This window comes from Acidovorax sp. NO-1 (assembly GCF_000238595.1).
Classification (GTDB): Bacteria; Pseudomonadota; Gammaproteobacteria; order Burkholderiales; family Burkholderiaceae_C; genus Acidovorax.
Genome location: NZ_AGTS01000094.1, coordinates 38898 through 62163 on the forward strand (window position 1 = coordinate 38898; position 23266 = coordinate 62163).

Below are 23266 nucleotides of genomic sequence, written 5' to 3' on the forward strand. Positions count from 1 at the left end.
CGGCCCCTGAAAGCCCGCGTACCGTGTAAGTCAGGGCGAGGGAGTCACATGCTATCCTCGCCCGCAACCAGAGCATCGCATCCCGGGCGACCCGAACGGCTTCAGGCGCCCTTCGAATGCCCGCGCCAGCGGCGCCGACCGATTTCTAACCTTCGAGGACTTCCATGAGACTGATTCTGTTGGGCGCGCCTGGCGCCGGAAAGGGCACGCAAGCCACGTTCATCTGCCAGAAGTACGGCATCCCGCAAATCTCCACCGGCGACATGCTGCGCGCGGCCGTCAAGGCGGGCACGCCCCTGGGCCTGCAAGCCAAGGCCGTGATGGATTCCGGGGCCCTGGTCAGCGATGACATCATCATCGGGCTGGTGAAGGAACGCATCACGCAGGCAGACTGCGCACACGGCTTTCTGTTTGACGGATTCCCCCGCACCATTCCCCAGGCCGATGCCATGAAGGCGGCGGGCGTCAAGCTCGACTACGTGCTGGAAATCGACGTGCCCTTTGACGCCATCATCGAGCGCATGAGCGGCCGCCGCTCCCACCCGGCCAGTGGCCGCACCTACCACGTCAAGTTCAACCCGCCCAAGGTGGCTGGCAAGGACGATGTAACCGGCGAAGACCTGATCCAGCGCGAAGACGACAAGGAAGAAACCGTGCAAAAGCGCCTGCAGGTCTACAGCGACCAGACGCGCCCCCTGGTGGACTACTACAGCAACTGGGCCAAGGCCGAGCCAGACACCGCGCCCAAGTACCGCGCCATCAGTGGCACGGGCACCGTGGACGAAATCACCGCGCGGGCCTTCGAGGCACTGGCCAGCTGACCTGCCGACTCCCAGACCCGGGAAAGACCATCAAAAAGAGCGGCGTACCCCCCAGGGTGCGCCGCTTTGCTTTTTGAACGGCCCCTCCGCCAGCCCGTTGCAGTCCGTCGCTCAGGCAGGCCCGGAACGCAGCGCGTAGGCCTTGCCATCCACAAACAGGTATTCGGCGCGCAGCACCGCATCGCCCTTTTCTTCACGCAGGGTAAAGCCGACCACCGACAGCACCGCGCCCGGCTTGATCTCTGGCACCTGCCAGGCCTGCATGCGGGTCAGCGGCGCCAGCTCGATCTCCCATGTACGGTCCTTGCGGGTGGGCAAGACGGTTTTGGCCAGCAGCGCCTTGCCATCCACCGGCGAGGTCTGGGCGGGCACGGCCCGCTGCGCCAGACTGGCGGGCAGCTTCAAATCGGCGGGCAGCTCCAGTTCCAGCTCGGCATGGGGGTTTTGCCAGCGCACCTTGCGCACCGTGCCTTCCAGGTAGATGGGGCGGTCGGGGTCAAAACTGCTCCAGCCGTGGTGGGCGCGGGCAGCCAGCGGCAGGGCTGCGGCGACCGCGAGCAGGTGACGACGTTGCAGGCTCATAGAGGTTCTCTCCTTGATTGGCTAGACATAGGCAATCCAGCGGCCGCAAACCACGACGGCCAGCCAGACCACGGTGGATGCGAGCATCTGCGCACGGGCCAGCCCGTCCAGACGCGCCAATGACCCGCGTCCATGGAACCACGCAGCATTACAGCCTGCAAGCATTAACAACAGCATCTTCAAGGTAAATATGCGGTTGCTGAGCAGCTCGGCAGGCTGCGTGGCAAACATCAGCAGGCCCGAGGCCGCCGCCAGGCCAAAGCCGCACAGCGCCACCGACAGGCTCAGCCGGGCCAGGTCCCTGACCGGCAACGCCGCACCGCGCCCAAACACCCGCAGCTCCAGCAGCACCAGGTTTCCGAGCAGCAGTGCAATGCCCACGATGTGCGCCACTTCCAGCGCAGGGTAGGCCCATACGTGGGTCTTGAGATCGGCGAACATACCGTGCAGTCCTTGGCTTGGGCTAGCGAAGCAGGTCCAGCATCAAGGTGATGCGCGCCTTGACCGGAGACAGGCCGTGCGAATCCGCAAGCACATCCCCCGGCTTGGGCAGCACCTGGCCCAGGGGGCACCGCGTAGACCGCACCACCTTCACACCAGCCGCCTGCGCGCGCACAAGCGCTGCCTCCAGCGCATGGTGAATGGTGCCGTTGCCCGTGCAGGCCACCACCAGGCCCTGCACGCCATCGCGCACCAGCACATCCACCACCGCCCCGGTGGCGCCTGCATGGCTGACGACAATTTCCACGCGGGGCCAAGTGGCGATGTTTGCTATTTTTTCAATAGCTATTAGCGCTTTACCATCAAGCGATGGAGGCCAATTTTGCGTCAAACGCACAGCCCCCTCTTCCACAAACGCGAGAGGTCCCACATCGCCCGACGTGAAAGCGTGGACACGGTACGGATGCACCTTCTGCACGTGCCGCGCGCCATGCACCTCCCCGGCGGCCACCGTCAGCACGCCAGTGGCGCCGGGCGCCGTCGCCACGGTCACGGCGTCCAGCAGGTTCTGGGGGCCATCGGGCGCCAGCGCGGTGGCCGGGCGCATGGCGCAGGTCAGCACCACGGGCTTTCGGGCGTCCAGCACCTGGTGCAAGAACCAGGCGGTTTCCTCCAGCGTGTCGGTGCCGTGGGTGATGACGATGCCGCGCACCTCAGGGTCTGTGAGATGGTGGGCGCAGCGCAGGGCCAGAGCACGCCACACCTCCCCGTCCATGTCCTTGCTGTCAATCTGGGCCACCTGCTCGGCCAGCAGCGTGCCCGCCATCGCCTGCAACCCGGGCACGGCCTCCAGCAGCCGCGCGACACCCACCTGGGCCGCCGTGTAGCCAATGTTGTCCCCCGCCTGCGCCGAGGTGCCCGCAATCGTGCCCCCGGTGCCCAAAACCACAATTTTTTGCCCACTCACTTGCGCACTCCGAAAAACTGGTGAAAAATACAGTTACTGGATTAAAAAACAGTTGTGCGCCACTGTAGCTGCCTCCAACGGGAACCACCATGCTCGACAACCCCAAACTCACAGCCCGCCAGCAACAGATTCTGGATCTCATCCAGACTGCCATCGCCCGCACCGGCGCCCCGCCCACACGGGCAGAAATTGCCGCCGAGCTGGGGTTCAAGTCGGCCAATGCCGCTGAAGAGCACCTGCAGGCCCTGGCCCGCAAGGGGGTGATCGAGCTGGTCAGCGGCACATCCCGCGGCATCCGGTTGCGCAGCGAAACCGTGCGCTCCATCAACGCAGCGCGCGGCAACCAGTTCAGCCTGCCCATCCCGGGCCTGTCGCAGCTGGTACTGCCTTTGGTGGGCCGCGTGGCGGCGGGTTCACCCATTCTCGCGCAGGAGCATGTGGACCAGACCTACAGCGTGGAAAACAGCCTGTTTCAGCACAAGCCAGACTACCTGCTCAAGGTGCGCGGCATGTCGATGCGCGACGCCGGCATCATGGATGGTGACCTGCTTGCGGTGCAGTCCACCCGCGAAGCGCGCAACGGCCAGATCATCGTGGCCCGCCTCGGAGACGACGTCACCGTCAAGCGCCTGCGCCGTACCGCAACCGCCATCGAACTGCTGCCCGAAAACCCCGACTACCCGGTCATCGTCGTGCAGCCCGGTGAACCGTTTGAGATTGAAGGCCTGGCCGTCGGCCTCATCCGGAACACCATGCTGATGTAGCCAGAGCGCTCCTTCGCATCCCCTCGCGAACCTGTTCGCGAGCTGCCGCGCTGCAGGTGGCGGGCGTTTGGCGTACCGGTTTTGCCGGTACGCCAGCCCTGCGGCGCCGGTTCACTTCGCAATCCTGCCTGTGTCCAACCCCCGACCTTCGGAGTTTTCACATGGGAATTGCCTTGACCACCCTTTCGACGCTCGTCCGCCCGCTGCGCCACCTGGCCCGCTGGCTGCACCACACAAGCCCTTTGGCTCAACAATCCACCGCCCATGCCACGCCGGTCACCCGGCCTGCGCAGGCCCCCGCGCCGCACGACCATGCCGTGACGCCGGACACACCGCGGGCGCCCCAGAACCGTCCGGCGATCCTTCCCGGCCAGCGCCCGCCGCGTGGCAACTGGCCGTTCACCGTCAACCCCCGGCCCCTTCAGCCAGAACCCGGAGCCGGCTGGCACAGGCACCCGGCAGAGGTTTTTTGCCGTTGGCGCCTTCTTGCAATGCCACAGGTTCGCCATGGGCTGCGCCCGCCACGGCACGCCGGCCCAACATGGTCGTGCGCAAGGCCGCTGCGCCGGGCGGTACGGGCCGGCTTGTCATTGCCGGACGCATGGCCGACGTGTGCGCAGAGCTTGACCGCCTGGCCGCCTCTGAGGCAGCGCTGCAGGCCTATGGAGGCTCCAGGGCGGTCATGCACGTTTGACAATGGACAACTCCATCGCACAGCCCGGCAAGGCCCTGCCGGGCTATGCAGCGTGGCTCGGTCGTATTTCATGACGTCACCCAACGCCCCTTTGCCAGACCCTGCCCCACCCATCCGCCTTACCCGCCATCACCACACACGTCTGATGCAGGTCTGGCGGTCGGCGGGCTGGCCGTGCAGGGATGGGATCGAAATTGATCTGCTGGCTGCCGGATGTATTGCACTGCACGCAGACCCCGGTGGGCTGGAAACACTGAAGCTGACTGAAGACGGCATCCGTACACTGGCCGCTGCGCGCCAGCGCAACGTGCGCGCGGTGAGCAGCCATGACAGGCTGGCACACAAGTTTGCTGCGCAGTTGATGCAGGGCGGGCGCATTGTGTGGGCAGAACTGTCATTGCATGCACTGCTCGAACACCCTGCGGCAGCAGCATGCGCAGCAGCATGCGCAGAAGCTTGCGCGGCCCAGCAGTCCGTACCACCCGCTGAACGCCCCCTGTCAGCGATCACCACTGCAACTCCCTCGACGCCCTTGCAGTCTGCCTTGTGGGCCGGAGGCGACGACACCCCCGCCGCACGGCGGGCCGCCAACGTATGGCGCATGGCCCGCCCTGACCTGTATTCGGTGCGCAACACCTCGGTACCTTCGTACTTGCAGCCCATGGTGCACGAGATCAAATACAGCCGTGCCGACCTGCTGTCAGACCTGCGGCATGAGGCGAAGCGGCAGGCCTACCACTGGCTGTGCGAGGAGTGCTACTACGTGTTCCCGGCAGGCATTGCAGAGCCCGAGGAGATACCCGAGCAGTTTGGCATCTGGGTGCTGCACGGCGGGCTGGACACCGGCCGGTTTGAGCAATTGCGACCCGCGCGGCATCGCAGCTGCACCCTGCCGTTTGCCGTCTGGATGGCGTTGTGCAAATCCACCCCGCTGCGCGCTGAAGAGCAAGGGGTCCAGTGCCACCTGGGTGAACCAGCGCCGGGCACGGGGCCAGCGGCACCGCAGGACGGCCCGCCGTGACCTATACCGTGGCAGTGCGCGAGCTGTGTGAGTTCACGGCCAAGGAAGGCGATCTGGACTTGCGCTTCACCCCGGCACCTACCGCGCTGGAAGGCATGGCGGGCCATGCGCAGGCCGCCTCGCGCCGGGGCCCCGGTTACCGGGCAGAAGTGGCCCTGAGCGGCGGCTACCTGGGCCTGCAGGTGCGGGGCCGCGCCGATGGCTATGACGCGCAGGCCCAGCGCATCGACGAGATCAAGACCTTCAAGGGCCGGCTCGACCGCCAGCCTGCATCACACCGCCAGCTGCACTGGGCCCAGGCCAAGGTGTATGGCTGGCTGTTGTGCGAACGGTACCAGCTGACGCACATTGACGTGGCGCTGGTGTATGTGGAAGTGGGCACGCAGCAGGAAACGGTGTTCACCGAACGCTGCAGCGCCGACGCACTGCGCCAGCACTTCGACGCCCACTGCCAGCGCTTCATCGCCTGGGCCGAACAGCAGGTGGCCCACCGCGCGATGCGCGATGCGGCACTGAACGCGCTGACCTTTCCGTTTGGTGGCTTTCGCACCGGCCAGCGCCCGCTGGCAGAGGCGGTTTACAAGGCGGCGGTAGCGGGGCGCTGCCTGCTGGCGCAGGCCCCCACCGGCATTGGCAAGACCATGGGCACACTGTTCCCGTTGCTCAAGGCCGCACCGGCACAGCGCATCGACAAGGTGTTTTTTCTGGCCGCCAAGACCTCGGGGCGCCAGACAGCGCTGGATGCGCTCGCGCGCCTCTCGGACAGCGCCCCGGCCCTGCCCCTGCGGGTGCTGGAGCTGGTGGCGCGCGACAACGCCTGCGAACACCCGGGCAACGCGTGCCACGGCGAATCGTGCCCGCTGGCCCGGGGCTTTTATGACCGGCTGCCCGCCGCCCGCGCCGCAGCCATTGCCACCACCACAGGGGAACCTGCCGCCTTGCTGCAAACCCGCGTGCGCGAGGTGGCCCTGCAGCACCACGTCTGCCCCTACTACCTGAGCCAGGAGCTGGCCCGCTGGGCCGACGTGGTGGTGGGCGACTACAACTATTACTTTGACCTGGGTGGCCTGCTCTACGGCCTGGCACAAGCCAATGGCTGGCGCACGGCCCTGCTGGTGGACGAAGCGCACAACCTGGTAGATCGCGGCCGCAATATGTACACCGCCGAGCTGCACCCTGCATCGCTCCAGCAGGCCCGCCGCAGCTCCACCGCCGTGCAGCACGCCGCCGTCAAAAAGGCGCTCGACAAGGTGCGCCGCGCCTGGGTGGCACTGAACAAGGCGCACACTGCGCCCTACACGGTGCTGAAAGACTTCCCCGACAGGCTGCGGGCCGCGCTGCAGCAGTGCACCACCACCCTCAGCGAGCATTTCACCGACCACCCTGCCGAGCCCGCTGGCGCACTGCAGACCTTCTACTTCGACGCGCTGCATCTGCAGCGCATGGCCGACCTGCTGGACGCGCATTCGATGGTGGACATCACCCAGGCTCGTGCAGCCGGGCCCCATGGGGCTCCCAGGCCAGGCGATTCGGTGGTCTGCATCCGCAACGTGGTGCCCGCACCGTTTCTGCAGCCGCGTTTTGCCGCCGCGCACACCTGCACGCTGTTTTCGGCCACGCTGCAGCCCGCGCGCTACTACGCCGACTTGCTGGGGTTGCCCGAAGACCATGTGTGGGTGGATGTGGAATCGCCGTTTGCCGCTGCGCAGCTCAAGGTGCAGGTGGCACGGCACATCTCCACCCGCTACACGCACCGCAGTGCATCGCTGGCGCCCATCGTCGCGCTGATGGCCCAGCAGTTTCGCGTGCGGCCGGGCAACTATCTGGCGTTTTTCAGCAGCTACGACTACCTGCAGCAAGCGGCCGCCCTGTTTGCAAACCAGCACCCCGGCGTGCCGCACTGGGCACAGGCGCGCCGCATGCTGGAGGGCGAGCAGCGCGAGTTTCTGGCCCGCTTCACCGACTCCGGCCAGGGCATTGCATTCGCGGTGCTGGGCGGTGCGTTTGCCGAGGGAATCGACCTGCCGGGCGACCGGCTCATCGGCGCTTTTCTGGCTACCCTGGGGCTGCCGCAGGTCAACCCGGTGAACGAGCAGATCCGCGAGCGCATGCAGGCGCTGTTTGGCGCGGGGTATGACTACACCTACCTGTACCCTGGCCTGCAAAAGGTCGTGCAAGCGGCGGGGCGGGTGATACGCACGCCCAGCGACGAGGGCGTGGTGCATCTGATGGACGACCGGTTCGCGCGCGATGAGGTGCGCAGGCTGCTGCCTGGCTGGTGGGCAGTGCCTGAGCGCAATGCGTAGTGGCGGCGGCGCTGACGGCTGCTAAAACAGCCTGCCGCCTGTCAGCCGCCCAGAGGATGTTCGCGCAAATACGCCAGCACGGCCGCATGGTCCCCTTCAAAGCAAATGCGTTCCGCGCGGTTGCTGCGCTGAAAGGCGTACATGGGGTCGTAGTAATGGCGCATCAGCACGGTGATCCAGTCGCGGTGCAACTCGGCGTTGCCGGTGTCTTTCTGCACCGCCAGTGCGCGTTGCATTGCCGCGCGCAGGCTCTGGTGCAGTGTCCCGCCCAGACGCTTGACCAGTTTGTCCAGGCTCTCCAGCAGGCGTGCGGCAAACAGGTCAACACCCGCCTGCGGCCCCTGCGCGGCCACAAAAGCGGCGCATTGCTGCACCACGTAGTCCTGCAATATGCGCTCGACGCGGCCGTCAAAGTCGTCCGTCAGACAGACGATGGGCACCTGCTCCAGCCGCTGGCGCAACGGTAGCGGCACGGCGCACCTGCCCACGTGGCGGCCTTCGTCTTCCACCACCAGGGTCTGGTGGCCTGCTGCGCGTTTTTTCAGGATGTCGATGGCCAGGCGGTTCTCAAAATCGATCTGCGCGGGCTGGCCGCTAACGCGGCTGCCAAAGCTGGAGCCGCGGTGGTTGGCATGGCCTTCCAGGTCCAGCCCGTGGGGCAGCTGCGCCAGCAGTTCCGTCTTGCCCGTGCCGGTCAGGCCACTGAGTACATAAAAACCGCACTGCGACGCGGCCGCTTCGGTGGTGTCGAGCAAAAAGCTTCGCAAGGCCTTGTAGCCGCCAATGACGCGCGGGTAGGCAATACCCGCCTCGCTGTAAAGCCACTGCTGCACGATCTGCGAGCGCAGCCCGCCACGAAAGCAGTACAGCACCCCGTGCTGTGCGTGCGCCCTGGCAAACCCGGCCCAGGCTTCTATACGGTCTTGCCGTGTGCGCCCGGACACCAGTGTGTGGCCCAGCGCAATGGCCGCCTGCTGGCCCTGCTGCTTGTAGCAGGTGCCTACCTTCTGCCGCTCGCTGTCGTCCATCAGGGGCAGATTGACGGTGCCTGGAAACGCGCCCTGCGCAAACTCCACCGGCGCACGCACGTCCATCATGGGCACATCGTTCAGAAAGATGTGTGCGTAGTCGGTGAGGTTGTCGCGCATGGGTGTATGGCGTGTGTTCGAGGTTTCAGCGCACTTCCACGGCAAACTGCTGTCGCGTTGTCATCTGCCCGATGGGCTCAAGGGCCAGCCCCAGCCCGGCGGCCACTGCCAGAAACTCCGCTTCGCCCTCGGGCGTCACCGCCACCAGCAGACCGCCGCTGGTTTGCGGGTCACACAGCAGCAGCTTGTGTTCTTCCTGCGCCAGCGGGGCAATCTGGTGGCCGTAGCTGTCAAAGTTGCGCAGCGTGCCGCCGGGTGCGCAGCCCTCGGCCAGGTAGTGCGACACGCCCGCCAGGCGCGGCACGGCGGCGTAGTCGATCTGCGCGGTCAACCCGCTGCCTTCGGCCATCTCCACCAGGTGCCCAAGCAGACCAAAGCCGGTCACATCGGTCATGGCGGCCACGCCGGGCAGCTTGCCAAAGCGGCTGCCGGGGGTGTTCAGCGTGCACATCCAGTCGCGCGCCACGCCCACGTCTTCGGGCCGCAGTTTCGACTTTTTCTCGGCGGTGGTGAGGATGCCAATGCCCAGCGGCTTGGTGAGGTACAGGCGGCACCCGGCGGTGGCGGTGTCGTTGCGCTTCAAGTGCTGCTTGTCCACCACGCCCGTCACCGCCAGGCCAAAGATGGGCTCGGGCGCATCGATGGAGTGCCCGCCTGCCAGCGGTATGCCCGCCGCATCGCACGCAGCCCGCCCGCCGCGCACCACGTCGCGCGCCACCTCGGGGGGCAGCACGTTGACGGGCCAGCCCAGAATGGCAATGGCCATCAACGGATCGGCGCCCATGGCGTAGATGTCGCTGATGGCGTTGGTGGCGGCAATGCGGCCAAAGTCATACGGGTCATCGACGATGGGCATGAAGAAATCGGTGGTGGACACCACGCCGCGCTCGCCGTCCAGCGCATACACGGCCGCATCGTCGCGCGAGGTGTTGCCCACCCACAGGCGCGGGTCCAGCGTTTGCGAACCGCTGCCCGCCAGGATCACGTCCAGCACCTTGGGGCTGATCTTGCAGCCACAACCGGCGCCGTGGCTGTACTGGGTGAGGCGAATGGGCTCGGTCATGGGGGGTGCATCTCGGTGGTGACAAAGCCGACCAATATAGCAAGGCAACGCCTGCCCAGCCCTGAAACCCGGCAGGGGCATGCCATCCCGAAGGTATAAGACACCCCATGCTGTCCCACGACGAACAATCTGCATTTGAGGAATCCATCGCCCGTGTGCGTGCTCTGGCGGTGCACGCGCTCCAACGCACCGGCACCGCGGAGGGTGCGGTCGCCTTCACTGCGCAGCTGCACCACAGCCTGGACACCGTGGCCACACAGTCTGCCGCCGCAGGCCCCGTGCCCGACTGCACGGCTGGTTGCGCCCATTGCTGCCATGTGCGGGTAGAGGCCACAGAGCCCGAGGTGTTTCGCATAGCGCTGCACCTGGTGGCCGAGGGGGTAGGCAGCGTGGACGCCGCCACGGCCCGGCTTCGCCAGCATGTCGCCCAGGCTGATGCAAACACGGCCCGCCAGCCCTGCGGTTTTCTGGTAGAAGACCGCTGCTCCATCTACAGCGTGCGCCCCGGCGCCTGCCGCAAGGCCCATTCGCTGTCGGTACACCACTGCGCCACGCTGGCGCCGCTGATTCCCCAAAACCTGCGCCTGCTGCTCGACGCCGAGGCACTGATGGCGGGCACCGCGCAGGCGTACCAGGCCGTGCAGCTGCCTGCCAGCGCACACGAGCTGAACGCGGCCGTGCTGGCAGCGCTGACCGACGCATCGGCACTGGGCCGCTGGTACCAGGCAGACGCCGCCGCGCTGAAACCGGCTCGCGAAAGCAATGCATCTTGACACCCGTCAAGCCGGGCAGCCCGCATCCGCACACAATGAGTCTGCCCACAACCATACCGACACACATGCCCTTGCCCCTGCGACCCTTCGCTGCTGCCCTGCTGTTGATAGTGCCCCTGGTGGGCTGCAGCAAACCCGAACCCGATGGCCGCGCGCCAGCGGGTTTTGACGCTCTGGTGGCGGCGTGCACGGAGTTTCTGGCAGCGCGCGAGCCCCACGTGCGCCCTGGGGCCAGTGGCGAGTGGATCAAGACCGGCTACAGCCCCGCGCTGGTGCAGCGTGAGCTGAACCGCACCGAGTCGCCGGTCACGCCCTACGTGGGCAAGATCGTGGTGAAGGACAACGAAGCACAGGCCACCGCCGCCACGCAGCCAGAGGCCCAGGCCATTACCCTCACACCTGCACACCTGCTATCGAACCGCACGCATACGTTTGTGTACAGCTTTGACGGCAACCAGTGGCGTTGGCAAAACGGGCAGCGGCTCACCAAGATTCCAGGCCAGAACGACCAGACGCAGGCGCTGACGCTGGCGGACGTGTCAGCGCTGGGCCCCAGCGGTTTTGCCGGGTGCCTGCCGCGCTGACGCAGGCAGCCATGCACAAGGCAAGACCTGCGATGGGTTCTTGCATCTTGTCTCTAGCTTTTTACTACATAATTGATAGCTGTCAGCGCATATCCATCAAGCGCTGGAGGCCAATTTGGCACCGATTACAGCCCCCCGGCAGTCACCGGCTGCCCCAATGTGCTTTCGGCAGCGCGTGCCTGGCTCTGGTGCAGTTCCAGGGGCACCGCTGGCGGGGTGGGGGTGGTGCGGGAGGCGGGGTCCTCAGCGATCGCGCCCCGCACTGCGTCGGCACCCGTCGGAGCAAACGCCAATACGCACAGAAGGAGCCCTATCAAAAGCACCCCCACCCCAAAAGTGCGCCAGTCGCCTGGCGTACCTGAGGGATAAGGCGCGGGACGCGCTGGCGGCAGGTCGTTGGGCTGGTATCCGGACGGGTTCATGGCAATGGATGAAAGAACTGGTGCAGCAAAACCGGCTTAACGCCTCTTGTTGTCCGTCTCGCCGATGTCCGCACGGCCCATGCGTGAAGAAGGCTTTTGATCCGGATGCGAATCCGTTTTTCCCAGCCTGTGACCGGACGCGTCCACCGCATCGGCCGGGCCCACGCCGGGCTGTTCGCCCCCTGCGCGGTTGGCGTAGGTCTGCTTGGGTGGGCCATCCTCATCCTTGAGTCCGTATTGGTTGAAGTCTGGGAAAGGTGGTTTGGCTGTCATGGCGTTGCTCCGGGTTGGTGTGCAATAAAGAATGCATCGGGTGCATGTGGACTAAAAGGCAATGCGATGGAGACCGCAGCATCAGCCCAGCGGCTTCCACACCGGCGGCTCGGGCTCGGGGAACCGCAATGGCTCGCGCTGTGGCCGCAACGCCGCCTGTGACTGCCGCATGCGCTTGAGTGCGCGCGGCTTGAGCATGTGGGGCCCGGTGCGGTGGCTGTCGGACATGGCGGTCTCCTGAGACGGGGGCGGTGGGTGGGCGCTTTGCCTGGCTCCATTAACCCGCGGCGGGCGTTGCCACAACGTCAGACAACATTGACTCCAGGCATCAGAAGTTATGCCCCCTCAGGGGGAGTCGCCCGCGCCTACAGGCTGCCGCGGTGCCACCCTACCGGCGATGCGTTTGCAGGTCGCTACCGTCGTTGGCAGGCAACGCCTTCTGAAAGGACCACTGCAATGAAGAAAACGCTGCACCGGAAACACGGCGCGCGCCAGCAGGTCGTGCTGCTGACGCTGGAGCGGTTTCTGGAGATGACCGAGATGCCCTGTGCGTCACCGTCATGCGACGAGGGGCGAAACCTGAACCGTAATACCGCTTCGCCATCCCGGCAGCGGGTACTTCAGCGACTTGCCACAGCACGCGTGGGGCGTGGAGAACAAGAAAGCGCTGTCCGCAGCCGCGTCATAAAGATCGGTCCAGCTCCTGGGCAAGCACCTTGCGCCCCTTGGGCGTGATGGCCAGCACCCGGGCAAAGGTCTGCGTTTCGGACTTTGCCCCCGGCAGCATCACCGACACCAGATCCGCCGCGCGCAGCACCCGCAGCTTGTCGATGTTGGCTTCCTGGTCCACGGTGAGCGGAAGCTGTGACTGCGCGATTTCTCGAAGGTATTCAAACGGCATGTCGTATCTCCTGCAGGCATATCCGAAATCGCATTGTGGTGAGCGACGTAGTCATTCTCGGTAACAAATACGCAATTCCACACCCCCGACAGGGAAGTAAGCGCGACAAGGGGGCGGGTGCGCCATGCATCGCCGTAGGAGCAAGCCCACGCAGGCAAGGGCTTCGGCCCGATGCCGGAAGGACGATGGTGCGGCCATCCTAGGGATGTCTGCCATGTCGGCACCTTATCCCCCCTTTTATGTCTGCCCTACTCAAAGCACCATCCGTCACGTCTACCCTTCCGCGCGAGCCGGGCGCTGCCCCAAGCGCCAATCCGGATGCCTTCCGATCGCTGTACGAGCCCCTTGCCAATGGCATACCCGGCGGGCAAGAGCGTGCTGCTGCAGCTGACTTCCTGCGGGATGCCTTGCGGGATACGGCCAACGGGGCCGACGAGCTGCCCGCCACTGGCGCCAGCCTGGTGGACTGGATGGAAACCAACATGCGCTCTGTGCATGGGCAGTACCAGAACTACCTGCAAGCGCGCCACGGTGGTGCGCCGCGCAGGTACTTCACCAACCGCGCCCACGCGCTGTACTTTCTGCGCCAGGTGGCTCCGACCAAACTGGTGGACGGCGCCTGGCTCTACGGTCTGTGCGCCTATGCCGACAACCCGCGCCTGTCCGACCTGGTGCTGACGTACCTGGAAGAGCTGGGCAACGGCGATGCCGACAAGAACCATGTAACGCTGTACCGCGGCCTGCTGGCCCGTTATGGACTGGACCCGCTGGATGGAGTGCCCGATACGCACTACCAGCAAGGCCTCATCCAGCTGGCGCTGGGCTGGAACGCGCAGGAGTTTCTGCCCGAAATCGTGGGCTTCAACCTGGCCTACGAACAGCTGCCGCTGCACCTGCTGATCACGGCCTACGAACTCAATGAGCTGGGCATCGACCCGTATTACTTCACGCTGCATGTGACCGTGGACAACGCCGACACCGGCCACGCACGGCGCGCTTGCCAGGCAGCCATCGACGCCGCGCCGCGCATGGACGACGGCGGCGAATACTGGCGCCGCGTGCGCGCCGGCGCCCGCCTGGGTGACGTGGGCGTGGGTACGCTCGATGTCATCCGCAGCTTCGACATTGACCAGGAAGTCGTGCGCATCTTTGCGCAGAAGGCGCCCGCCGGGCATGGCGCCCATTCCGACTTCTGCAAAGTGGCCGGCCGCAAGGTCAACGACTGGCTGGCGGACCCGCAGGAGGTCCCGGCATTCCTGGCAGCCCTGGAGCAGGCAGGCTGGATCAGGAAAAACCAGCCCGCCACCGAAAGCCGGTTCTGGAACCTGCTGCAGGGAGACCGCGCGGAGATGTTTGGTGTGTTTTCTCCGTACGAGTTGCAGGTGATACACGACTGGTTGCGTGGCGACGCCAGCGCCGACGGGGCCGCCTTTGAGGCAGCGGCTGGCGCCCACGGCACCGATGGCCTGCCGCAATTGCCGCGCCGGCCGGTGAGCTTTCGCGTGGCCGAACGGCTGCGGCAAGCGCGCGCGGGGCGCAGCGGCACTGCCGGCTCTGCCGCCCCTGCGGGCAGCACGTCGCAGTGGCTGGATACCGACCTGTCGCTGTTGCGTGAGCGGCTTCCCACCCTTGCACCCGCCGAGCAGCGCGACCTGCTGGTGCGCGCCATGTCTCCCGCCCTGCACTGGACGCCTGCGGGCCTGGTGGCAACCCAGGCGTTTGTCGAGCGCACTTACAGCGTGTGACCAGCGTGTGAGCAGCGGGTGTTCACGGGGGTCTGCATGGCCCTACCGCGTGCCTTGAGCTTGTCCTACACCAAGCCTGCTGCGCCGGCACTACCTTGGAGCCTCCCTCCGTCAACTCCTTTGAATCGAGAGCGTCGCCATGGCAGACACCTCAGGCCAAGCACCCACGTCCACGCGCACGATGTGGAAAGGCGCCATCAGCTTCGGGCTGGTGCACATTCCCGTCGGCCTGTATTCGGCCACCACCAGCTCGGGCATCGACTTCGACTGGCTGGACAAGCGCTCCATGCAGCCGGTGGGCTACAAGCGCGTCAACAAGGTCACCGGCAAGGAGATTGCCAGCAGCGACATCGTGAAGGGCGTCGAGTACGAAGATGGCCGCTACGTGGTGCTTACGCCCGAAGAAATTGCCGCGGCGTTCCCGAAGGTGACGAAGACCATTGAGATCGAAGCGTTTCTGGACGCCGACGAAATTCCGTTTGTGTACCTGGAGCGGCCCTACTACACCGCACCGCTCAAGCGCGGTGAAAAGGTGTACGCACTGTTGCGCGAAGCGCTGCGCAATACCAACAAGGTGGGGGTGGCCAAGGTGGTCATACAGACCAAGCAGCACCTGGCTGTGCTGATTCCGTGCGGGCGGGCGCTGATCCTGAACCTGCTGCGCTGGGGCGGCGAGATCCGCTCGTTCGAGCAGCTGAACCTGCCGCCACTGGATGCCAAGGCCGCAGGCATCAAAGACGCCGAGATGACCATGGCCGTGCAGCTGATCGAGGACATGACGCAAAAGTGGGACGCTGACAACTTCCGCAACTCGTTTGCTGACCAGATCCACGAGCTGGTGGAACGCAAGGCGCAGGCGGGCGACATCGCCGATGTTGCCAAAGTGGAAAGCGGCCCCACGGTATCTGCCGGCGCCGAGGTGCTCGATCTCACCGCTCTGCTCAAACGCAGTCTGGAAGGCAAGGGTCCACGCCCTGCCGACAAGCCCGCCAGCGGCGCAGCAGCAAGGGGCAAAGGCACCGTGACCCGGCTTCCAGCCACCCCCGCCAAAAAGCCTGCCGCCAAAAAAGCGGCTGCCCAAAAGCCCGCCGCTGCCGCCAAAAGCACTCCGGCCGCCCGGGCCACCAGGCCCACCGCCAAAAAACCCGCACGCCGCGCGGCCTGACACACCATGGCCGACACCACCGATGCGCTCGCCCCCTACAAAAAGAAGCGCAACTTCAGTGTGACGCCCGAGCCAGCCGAGGGCGGCACGCCCGGTGTGGAGGCGCTGCAATACGTCATCCAGAAACACTGGGCCAGCCGCCTGCACTACGACCTGCGACTGGAGATCGATGGAACCATGAAGAGCTGGGCGGTGCCCAAGGGCCCCAGCTTGGACCCGGCCGACAAACGCATGGCGGTGCAGGTGGAAGACCACCCCATTTCGTACAACAGCTTTGAGGGGCAGATACCGCCCAAGCAATACGGCGCAGGGCGCGTGATCATCTGGGACCGCGGCTACTGGCAACCCGTGGGTGACGCGGCCGAGGGCTACCGGGCGGGCAAGCTCAAGTTCGTTCTGCACGGGCACAAGCTGCAGGGGCACTGGACCCTGGTGCGCATGCACGGCCGTGGCGACGAGCGCCAGCCGCCCTGGCTGCTCATCAAGGAACGCGACGGGCTGGAGCGCCCGGCTGCGGAGTTCAGTGTGGTGGACGAGATGCCCGACAGCGTCACTGACCTTGCGCCACTGTTGCCCCCCTCCCCGCCCGGGAACGCACAGCCCGCAGCTCCGCACGCGCCAGCCCAACCGGCCCGCTCCGGGCATGCAGAGCGCAACGGACGTGTCGGACGTGCCGAGCGCAAGGCACCGCATGCCGCCCTGCCCGATGCGCTCTCTCCCCAGCTGGCCAGCTTGGTAGAAGGCCCGCCTGCGGACACCAGCGACTGGATCTGGGAGCTGAAGTTTGATGGCTACCGCCTGATGGCTCGGGTGGAGGCTGGCAAGGCGCAGCTTTTTACCCGCAATGGCAACGACTGGACCGCGAAAATGCCGCGCCTGGCCGAAGCCGTGGCCAGCCTGCCACTCGAATCCGGCTGGATCGATGGCGAGGTGCTGATGCCTGATGCGCACGGCATTCCGGATTTTCAGGCGCTGCAGAATGCCTTCGATGGCGAGGCGACGGAGGCGCTGGTGTTGTACGTGTTCGACCTGCCGTTCGCCAACGGGCAAGACCTGCGCAGCCTGCCGCTGGTGGAGCGCAGAGCGCGTCTTGAGGCCATTGCCAACGCAGCCACCACCGACCGCGTCCGTTTCAGCGAAGCGTTTGAAGCCTTGCCATCAGACCTGATTGCATCGGCCTGCCAGCTCGGGTTTGAAGGTGTGATGGGAAAGCGCAGGAACAGTGCCTACCTGTCACGCCGCAGCAATGACTGGATCAAGCTCAAATGCAGCCACCGCCAGGAGTTCGTGATCGGCGGGTACACCGACCCTCAGGGCTCCCGCACGGGCCTGGGGTCGCTGCTGCTGGGGGTGCATGACGCAGATGGCAGCCTGCGCTACACGGGCAACGTGGGCACCGGGTTCAGCCAGAAGCAGCTGGCCGCACTGCACGCACAGCTGCAAAAGCTCAAGGCATCCCGTAGCCCGTTTGCCCACCCCGAAGCCATCGACAAAAATCCGCACTGGGTGAAGCCACAGCTGATCGCTGAGGTGTCGTTTGCAGAATGGACGCAGGAGGGGCGCATACGCCACGCCGTGTTCAAGGGCCTGCGCAGCGACAAGCCACCCCGTGACATCCGCCAGGAAAAGCCCCAGCCCATGCGCAAGAAGACTTCTTCGGCGACAGCCTCCAGCGCCACCGATGCTGCGCAATCCGCGAATTCAGACGCGCCCGCCAAATCTTCATCCGCGCCCGTGGGCAGCGTGCGGGTGTCGAGCGCAGACCGCGTGATCGACCCCACCACCGGCCTTACCAAGATGGATCTGGTGCGCTACTACGCCACCGTGGCGCCGCTGTTGATGCCGCACCTGAAAGCCCGTCCCACTTCGCTGGTGCGTGCGCCGGAGGGGGTGGAAGGTGAGCTGTTCTTTCAAAAGCACTGGGATGTGGGGCGCGTGAAGGGCGTCCAGGGCATCAGGGAGCTTGCGCAAGCGCTGTACCCGGCCCACCCGCCGCTGCTGGAGGTGGCCAACCCCGAGGGGCTGCTGTCGGCAGCGCAGATGAACACGGTGGAGTTTCACACCTGGAACGCCCGCAAGGACAAGATAGACCGCCCCGACCGCCTCACCTTTGACCTGGACCCTGGCGAGGGCGTGCCGTGGGAGCACGTGCAGGAGGCCGCCACCCTGGTGCGCCTGATGCTGACCGAACTGGGCTTGCCCGCCTTCCTGAAGACCAGCGGCGGCAAGGGCCTGCACATCGTCGTGCCCATCAAGCGGCTGCACGACTGGGACACGGTCAAAGGCTTCAGCCACGAGGTCGTTCAGCACCTGGCCCGCACCATCCCCCAACGCTTTGTGGCCAAGAGCGGGCCCAAAAACCGCGTGGGCAAGATCTTTGCCGACTACCTGCGCAACGGCCTGGGTGCCACCACCGCCACCGCCTGGACAGCCCGCGCCCGCCCGGGCATGGGCGTGTCGGTCCCCGTGGCCTGGGACGAGCTCACCAAGATCACCAGCGGCGCGCACTGGACGGTGCCATCCGTGGGACGCCGGCTGCGCACCGGCAACGGCCCCTGGCACGGCTATGACCAGGCGGCGGTGTCGTTGACCGCGGCGATCAAGGCGCTCGGGCGGGCTGGATGGACTGAGTGACTGAGGACTGACCGGCTGACAGCATCATTCTTGAGTCAGCCCGATTGAACTTGAAACACCTGGTCGGGCTGAGTCCGTCGAAGCCTCGCGCGGCGCTTCCGGTACGCCGGGTGAACGAACCGTGTGAGACAAGTCACGGCCTGCACCATCATTCAAAAAGAATAGCTGCCAGCGCTTACCCAGTAAGCGGTAGCGCCCTATTTTTTTCAAATTCTGGGCGCTGCGTGCATTCACGCAGCCCGCAGCTCCGTCTTGCGTTCGATGATGCGCGACACCAGCCCGTAGTCCACCGCCTCCTCGGCAGACAACCACCGATCGCGTTCAATATCCAGCAACACCTCCTCCATCGACCTGCCGGTCTCGCGCGCGATGGTGCGGGCAATGCGTTCGCGGGCTCTAACGATCTCGCGGGCCTGGATGGCGATGTCGCTGGCCGGGCCGCCAGAGCCGCCGCTGGGCTGGTGAATCAGAAAGCGCGTGTTGGGCAGGCAGTAGCGCCGCTCGCGGGGCACCGACAGGTACAGGTGCGTGGCGGCGCTGCCCACCCAGCCGGTGCCGATCATGTTGACCGGCGCAGCGATGAACCGCACCACGTCGTGGATGGCGTCGCCAGACTCCAGGTGCCCGCCGGGTGAGCTGACCAGAATGTCGATGGGGTCGGCGCTGTCGGCGTCCAGCGCGATCAGGCGGCGCGTGACATCCGCTGCGGTCACGTCCGTCACGGTGCCAAAGATCAGCAAGGTACGTGCCTTGAAGGCTTTTTCCTCCAGGTAGGAGGTGCGCGGCTCGGTGGCGCTGGATGGCGTGGGAGTTTCTGGGTTGTCCATGGTTCAGGTCCTTGCATGTGAACTGCCATGACGAATGACGCACGGGTTTGGTGACATCGGGCCCATGATCTGACCCGTGATCACGGTGGCCATCAGGCTATGGCAAGATTTCGGAATGCAAGACAACCAACTGCTGGCCCTCCTCGACAGTGACCGTCGCCGTCTGGTGCGTGCCGCCGCCCGCCTGCTGGGCCCCGCAGACGCCGAAGACGCCGTGCAGGACGCCTATGTCCGCGCGCTGGAGGCCGACGCGCTGGAGCTGAACGCAGCGCAAGCCTGGCTGCTGACGGTGGTGCGCAATCTGGCCATCGACCGTCTGCGCAGGCAGCAGTGGATGCAGCACTGGGTGACGGGCGTGACCGACAACGCGACCACCATTGCGGCATCACCTTCTGCCGAAGCAGACGCAGTGCTGGCCCAAGAAGCCCGCCACGCCCTGCGCATGCTGGCAGCCCACGTGGCCCCCGCGGACGGCGCAGCCGTGCTGCTGCACGAGGTGTTCGAAGTCAGCCATGCCGAGCTAGCACAGGCCACCGGCCGCACTGAAGCCGCCAGCCGCCAGCAGTTGCGCCGGGCCCTGCTGCGGTTGCGGCAAGCGGGCAGCGTGCCAGTGCCCCACCCTGTGCGGGAACAGGATGCGAGCGAAGAAACCGCCCTGCGGATGTACGTGCAGTCCCTTCAGCTGCGGGACCCGCAAACGCTGTGGGCCATGCTGCGCCAGCCGCCGATCAGCGCCTTGGCTGCGGTGGGTTTCAACCCCTCGGCCACCAAAGCTGCAGCAGCCCCGCCCGTGACAACCTGCGGCGTTGTGCAGGTCGGCGGGCAGCTGGGCCTGGTGCTCACGCTGGACGGCGTCACGCTGTGTGTGGTGTCGCTGGGCGCGCATTCCGAGCGCGATGCGGAGGCTGTGGTGTTGTAACTGCGGCGCCGCAGACCAACTCCTGCCGCACCCTATGCAGACGACCCTGCGAGCAAGCGAGAAAGACAAAACGCCATTGCGCTCGGTTGCCGCCATCGCCCTTCTGTTCCTGTGGGCCAGCCAGGCCATGGCGGCTCCAGCGGAGGACACCCACGTACCTTCAGCGCAATGGCAGCGCATCGCGTCACCAGAAGCCGTGGGCTGGTCCAGCGCAAAGCTGGCGCTGGCGCGCAAGCACTCCGAAAGACTCGACACTTCAGCCGTCATGCTGGTGCTCAACGGCCAGGTACTGGATGAGTGGGGCCGTACCGACGAGCGCTTCAACATCCACTCCATCCGCAAAAGCATTCTGAGCAGCCTGATGGGCGCTGCGGTGGCCAGTGGTCAGGTGCGGCTGGATGCCACGCTGGCCGAACTGGGTGTGGACGACAACGAGCCGGCACTGACCCCCTCTGAAAAACAGGCCACGGTGGCAGACCTGCTCAAGTCCCGCTCGGGCATCTACCACCCCGCCCTGTACGAAACGGCAGCAATGGCAGCAAAACGGCCTGCGCGCGGCAGCCACGCGCCGGGTTCGTTCTGGTACTACAACAACTGGGACTTCAACGCGCTGAACACCATTTACGAAGCGCGTACGAAGACCAGCATCTACACCGCATTTGCCCACCAGCTGGCACAGCCGCTGCAGATGCAGGACTGGCGCGCGCAGGACGGCAGCTACCACACCGGCAAGGACTCCGTGCACGCCGCGTACCCCATGCGCATGTCGGCACGCGACCTGGCCCGCTTCGGGCTGCTGTACCTGCGCGGTGGGCAATGGGCTGGCAAGCAGGTGGTGCCCGCCGACTGGGTGCGCCAGAGCCTTGAGCCTCATTCAGACACCGGGGTGGACGGAGGCTACGGGTACATGTGGTGGGTGTCGGTGGACGGGCGCCACCTGCCCTCCATCAAGGTGCCCGCAGGCACCTTCTCGGCGCAGGGGTACGGCGGGCACATGGTGGTGGTGGTGCCGGCGTACGACCTGGTGGTGGTGCACCGGGTGAATACCGACTTCTCCAGCAACGTGGTGAGCGATGCGCAGTTCGCCAGGCTGCTGGAGCTGATCCTCGGCGCGCGCATGGCGCAATAGCTTGCGCTTTCGCACTCCACCCTGCGTGGCCCCCTACCCGGTCACGGGCGTCCGAGCGCGGCCGGGTTGGGGTAGCGTGGCAGCCGCGGTGGGCCCGCCTTCACGCGGCGCGCGGGCAGGTCTGTGGCCAGGCGCTCTGCGGCCGCCGCGCGCGTGGCGGGCTGAAACCCGTGCGGCACCACCAGTACGTCGGTGCGCGCGTCACGCAGGATGCGCTGGGCCACGCTCTCAAAAACCAGATCCGACAGCACGGAGGCCGGGTGCTTGCCTACCACGATCAGGTCGGCCGCCGTGTGCTGCTGCTGCACCACCACCTGCCGGGCAGGGTCGCCCCGGCCGATGGTGGATGAAAGGCGGTTGCGGCGCGCGTCATACGAATCGGCGAGCGTGAACATCCTGTCTTGCGCAAACCGCTGACACTCTTCGCGGTACGCGCGGATGGCGCGCTCGGACACTTCGGCATGGCGCAACTTGCCCTCGTTGGTCGTATCAATGGCGTGAAACAGCTCGATGCGCGCAGACGGTTGCAGGGCATAACCGAGCTCCACCAGACGTTGCGACACCTGCGAAAAATCCACCGCCACCAGAAGGCTCTGGTACGGCTGGGCAGCCAGTTTGCGCACCACCAGCACCGGCCGCTGGCACGCCCGCAGCATGCGCACGGCGGGATGGGCGCGAAACCAGGCACCCAGCCCACGCTCGGGGGTGGTGCCCCACACCACGAGGTCGGCATGTGCCGCCTCGCGCGCCACGTCTGCCGCAGTGAGGTCCATGCGGGTTGCCGCTTGCACCGGGATGTGGTGGCGCTGCCTGAGCTGCAGCGCGTGGTGCGCCAGGCGCACGGCCGCGTCGGGCGGGGGCGCCTCGTCAGGGTGGGCCAGGTGAACAAGTTTCAACGTCGCGCGGTGCTCGGCGCACAGCAGCGCAGCGCGCGCGATGGCGTGGCCTCCTTGCAAGGAGAAATCGGTAACGGCGAGGATGGAGCGAAGGGTCATGGCAGGCGTGTCCTTGTGTTTTGGGCAGTGCACACCCATGCAGCGGCGGCCAACACAGGTTGGCGCCGGTGGGAGGGGCGATGAGGGGCAGGCGCGGCGGTTCCGGGCGGCAGCCGGGCCGCAGCCGGGCCGCAGCGGGGCTACAGGCGGCTACGTGAGGTAGTCGCCCGTGGCCTCGGGCTGGAACTGAATGCTCTCGACCACGGCCGCGCACTCTTCCCCGTGGGGCGTGTGCCACCTGGCCACATCCCCCGCCCGCAACCCCAGCAGGCTGATGCCGACGGGCGACAGCACCGAGATGAAGCCAGCGGCAGGTTCAGCGTCTTGCGGGTAGCACAGGGTCAGCACCTGGCGCCTGTGGGTGTGTACGTCTACCAGCTCAACACGCGAATACATCGTGACCACGTCACCCCGCACGGTGCGCGAGCTGGTGATGTCTGCATTGGCCAGCAGGTCATCCAGCACGGGGGGAAGCCGGTTGCCCACCAGCTTGGTCAGGCGCGAATAATCCAGATCGGTGAGCGTGCGCTCGCCGTGAACCACAACATCAACAACTGCTGCTGCATGCATGAATTGGCACTCCATCAAATGCGGCGGTCGTCCCATGGGAACAGACGGCCGCTACCGCGCATGGCTGGTGCCCGGCGGTGGATGGTTGCGCTTGAAAGGGGTGAGGAGAAAGTGTGCCGCCGGGCTCAGGAATGTGCTGGCGTCAGCTGACGACGCGCGTTCTTCTTGGCCTGCGCTCGCGCGCAGGCCGCTGCGTGGAGCAGCGCAGCCAGGGCAGCAGTAGTGCATACAAGGAGGGTCGTCATGGCCCCGAGTGTAGGCCGCCTGCACGCTTTCGGGACCAATGGCCCCAGGGTTCGTGCCAGATAGGCGGGCCCGCATGGAGCTTCGAGCCCTGCCATCTGTCACATAGCGCAGGCCGAAATAGCTATGAAATTAGTAGCTTCCAGCGCTTTACCATCAAGCGCTGGGGCATTTTTTTCACTCAAACTCTGGCCGATGGGGCCGCGTCACAGCTTCGCAATCGACACCTCCGTGGACTTGACCAGCGCCACCACGTCGGAGCCGACGATGAGGCCCAGG

23 protein-coding genes and 1 pseudogene are annotated in these 23266 nt (G+C 66.0%); 12 read left to right on the forward strand and 12 right to left on the reverse strand.

The genetic code is table 11. From position 1 onward, the window contains the following. Positions 1-164 precede the first annotated feature (164 nt). Positions 165-821, forward strand: coding sequence for an adenylate kinase (gene adk / locus KYG_RS15515; RefSeq protein ID WP_008905873.1), 657 nt, complete (start codon positions 165-167; stop codon positions 819-821). Positions 822-932: 111 nt separating this feature from the next. Here adk and KYG_RS15520 read toward each other — a convergent pair whose 3' ends face one another. The 3 genes from KYG_RS15520 to KYG_RS15530 are packed head-to-tail and all read right to left on the reverse strand — an operon-like array spanning position 933 to position 2811. Further along, the gene (locus KYG_RS15520) at positions 933-1403 is read right to left on the reverse strand and encodes a DUF6152 family protein (RefSeq protein ID WP_008905874.1); all 471 of its coding nucleotides are present in this window, start codon (positions 1401-1403) and stop codon (positions 933-935) included. A 21-nt stretch (positions 1404-1424) separates the two neighbouring features. Continuing rightward, positions 1425-1844, reverse strand: coding sequence for a hypothetical protein (locus KYG_RS15525; RefSeq protein ID WP_008905875.1), 420 nt, complete (start codon positions 1842-1844; stop codon positions 1425-1427). 22 nt (positions 1845-1866) lie between these two features. Then, positions 1867-2811 (reverse strand): asparaginase, encoded by a 945-nt coding sequence (locus KYG_RS15530; RefSeq protein ID WP_034694908.1) that lies wholly within the window; start codon positions 2809-2811, stop codon positions 1867-1869. Positions 2812-2900: 89 nt separating this feature from the next. On the opposite strand from KYG_RS15530, the gene lexA reads away from it, so the two are divergent. From lexA to KYG_RS15550, 4 genes are all read left to right on the forward strand, one after another. After that, on the forward strand, positions 2901-3575 hold the full coding sequence (gene lexA / locus KYG_RS15535; protein ID WP_008905877.1) for a transcriptional repressor LexA: 675 nt from the start codon (positions 2901-2903) through the stop codon (positions 3573-3575). A gap of 541 nt (positions 3576-4116) precedes the next feature. Beyond that, positions 4117-4269 carry a hypothetical protein gene (locus tag KYG_RS24725; RefSeq protein ID WP_008905878.1) on the forward strand — a complete coding sequence of 51 codons (153 nt, stop codon included), beginning with the start codon at positions 4117-4119 and terminating at the stop codon, positions 4267-4269. A gap of 145 nt (positions 4270-4414) precedes the next feature. Further along, a complete protein-coding gene (locus KYG_RS15545; protein WP_008905879.1) occupies positions 4415-5290 on the forward strand; it encodes a hypothetical protein in 876 nt (291 codons plus the stop codon). Next, a complete protein-coding gene (locus KYG_RS15550) occupies positions 5287-7596 on the forward strand; it encodes an ATP-dependent DNA helicase (protein ID WP_008905880.1) in 2310 nt (769 codons plus the stop codon). The genes KYG_RS15545 and KYG_RS15550 overlap by 4 nt, the downstream gene beginning before the upstream one ends. Before the next feature lie 41 nt (positions 7597-7637). On the opposite strand, the gene mnmH is transcribed toward KYG_RS15550, so the two are convergent. Both mnmH and selD read right to left on the reverse strand, forming a co-directional pair. Beyond that, the gene (gene mnmH / locus KYG_RS15555) at positions 7638-8744 is read right to left on the reverse strand and encodes a tRNA 2-selenouridine(34) synthase MnmH (protein ID WP_008905881.1); all 1107 of its coding nucleotides are present in this window, start codon (positions 8742-8744) and stop codon (positions 7638-7640) included. A gap of 25 nt (positions 8745-8769) precedes the next feature. Next, positions 8770-9807 (reverse strand): selenide, water dikinase SelD, encoded by a 1038-nt coding sequence (gene selD / locus KYG_RS15560; protein WP_008905882.1) that lies wholly within the window; start codon positions 9805-9807, stop codon positions 8770-8772. 107 nt (positions 9808-9914) lie between these two features. Between selD and KYG_RS15565 the strand changes: the two genes are divergently transcribed. Together KYG_RS15565 and KYG_RS15570 are read left to right on the forward strand one after the other, a co-directional pair. After that, a complete protein-coding gene (locus KYG_RS15565; RefSeq protein ID WP_008905883.1) occupies positions 9915-10580 on the forward strand; it encodes a YkgJ family cysteine cluster protein in 666 nt (221 codons plus the stop codon). A gap of 65 nt (positions 10581-10645) precedes the next feature. Next, a complete protein-coding gene (locus tag KYG_RS15570) occupies positions 10646-11164 on the forward strand; it encodes a hypothetical protein (RefSeq protein WP_008905884.1) in 519 nt (172 codons plus the stop codon). A gap of 458 nt (positions 11165-11622) precedes the next feature. Here the strand turns inward: KYG_RS15570 and KYG_RS15575 are convergent, their stop codons facing one another. From KYG_RS15575 to KYG_RS15580, 3 genes are all read right to left on the reverse strand, one after another. Then, positions 11623-11859, reverse strand: a complete 237-nt coding sequence (locus KYG_RS15575; protein WP_008905886.1) for a hypothetical protein — start codon at positions 11857-11859, stop codon at positions 11623-11625. Positions 11860-11940: 81 nt separating this feature from the next. After that, complete coding sequence (locus tag KYG_RS24850; protein WP_008905887.1) at positions 11941-12087, reverse strand: hypothetical protein; 147 nt, start codon at positions 12085-12087, stop codon at positions 11941-11943. Positions 12088-12541: 454 nt separating this feature from the next. After that, a complete protein-coding gene (locus tag KYG_RS15580) occupies positions 12542-12760 on the reverse strand; it encodes a hypothetical protein (RefSeq protein ID WP_008905888.1) in 219 nt (72 codons plus the stop codon). 239 nt (positions 12761-12999) lie between these two features. On the opposite strand from KYG_RS15580, the gene KYG_RS15585 reads away from it, so the two are divergent. The 3 genes from KYG_RS15585 (at position 13000) to ligD (ending at position 18304) form a co-directional block, all read left to right on the forward strand. Further along, the gene (locus KYG_RS15585; RefSeq protein WP_085942597.1) at positions 13000-14505 is read left to right on the forward strand and encodes an iron-containing redox enzyme family protein; all 1506 of its coding nucleotides are present in this window, start codon (positions 13000-13002) and stop codon (positions 14503-14505) included. A gap of 139 nt (positions 14506-14644) precedes the next feature. Beyond that, positions 14645-15670 (forward strand): Ku protein, encoded by a 1026-nt coding sequence (locus KYG_RS15590; protein ID WP_008905890.1) that lies wholly within the window; start codon positions 14645-14647, stop codon positions 15668-15670. A gap of 6 nt (positions 15671-15676) precedes the next feature. Beyond that, positions 15677-18304 (forward strand): DNA ligase D, encoded by a 2628-nt coding sequence (gene ligD, locus KYG_RS15595; protein ID WP_008905891.1) that lies wholly within the window; start codon positions 15677-15679, stop codon positions 18302-18304. Positions 18305-18534: 230 nt separating this feature from the next. Here ligD and KYG_RS15600 read toward each other — a convergent pair whose 3' ends face one another. Continuing rightward, on the reverse strand, positions 18535-19131 hold the full coding sequence (locus tag KYG_RS15600) for an ATP-dependent Clp protease proteolytic subunit (RefSeq protein WP_008905892.1): 597 nt from the start codon (positions 19129-19131) through the stop codon (positions 18535-18537). Positions 19132-19246: 115 nt separating this feature from the next. On the opposite strand from KYG_RS15600, the gene KYG_RS15605 reads away from it, so the two are divergent. Continuing rightward, positions 19247-20050 (forward strand): sigma-70 family RNA polymerase sigma factor, encoded by an 804-nt coding sequence (locus tag KYG_RS15605; RefSeq protein ID WP_008905893.1) that lies wholly within the window; start codon positions 19247-19249, stop codon positions 20048-20050. A 34-nt stretch (positions 20051-20084) separates the two neighbouring features. Continuing rightward, complete coding sequence (locus KYG_RS15610) at positions 20085-21179, forward strand: serine hydrolase (RefSeq protein ID WP_008905894.1); 1095 nt, start codon at positions 20085-20087, stop codon at positions 21177-21179. A 41-nt stretch (positions 21180-21220) separates the two neighbouring features. Here KYG_RS15610 and KYG_RS15615 read toward each other — a convergent pair whose 3' ends face one another. The 3 genes and pseudogenes from KYG_RS15615 to KYG_RS24490 form a co-directional block, all read right to left on the reverse strand. Beyond that, positions 21221-22174 (reverse strand): universal stress protein, encoded by a 954-nt coding sequence (locus KYG_RS15615; RefSeq protein ID WP_008905895.1) that lies wholly within the window; start codon positions 22172-22174, stop codon positions 21221-21223. 150 nt (positions 22175-22324) lie between these two features. Further along, positions 22325-22744 carry a GreA/GreB family elongation factor gene (locus tag KYG_RS15620; RefSeq protein ID WP_008905896.1) on the reverse strand — a complete coding sequence of 140 codons (420 nt, stop codon included), beginning with the start codon at positions 22742-22744 and terminating at the stop codon, positions 22325-22327. 449 nt (positions 22745-23193) lie between these two features. After that, positions 23194-23266 (reverse strand): annotated as a pseudogene (locus tag KYG_RS24490) (transporter); the annotation flags it as partial.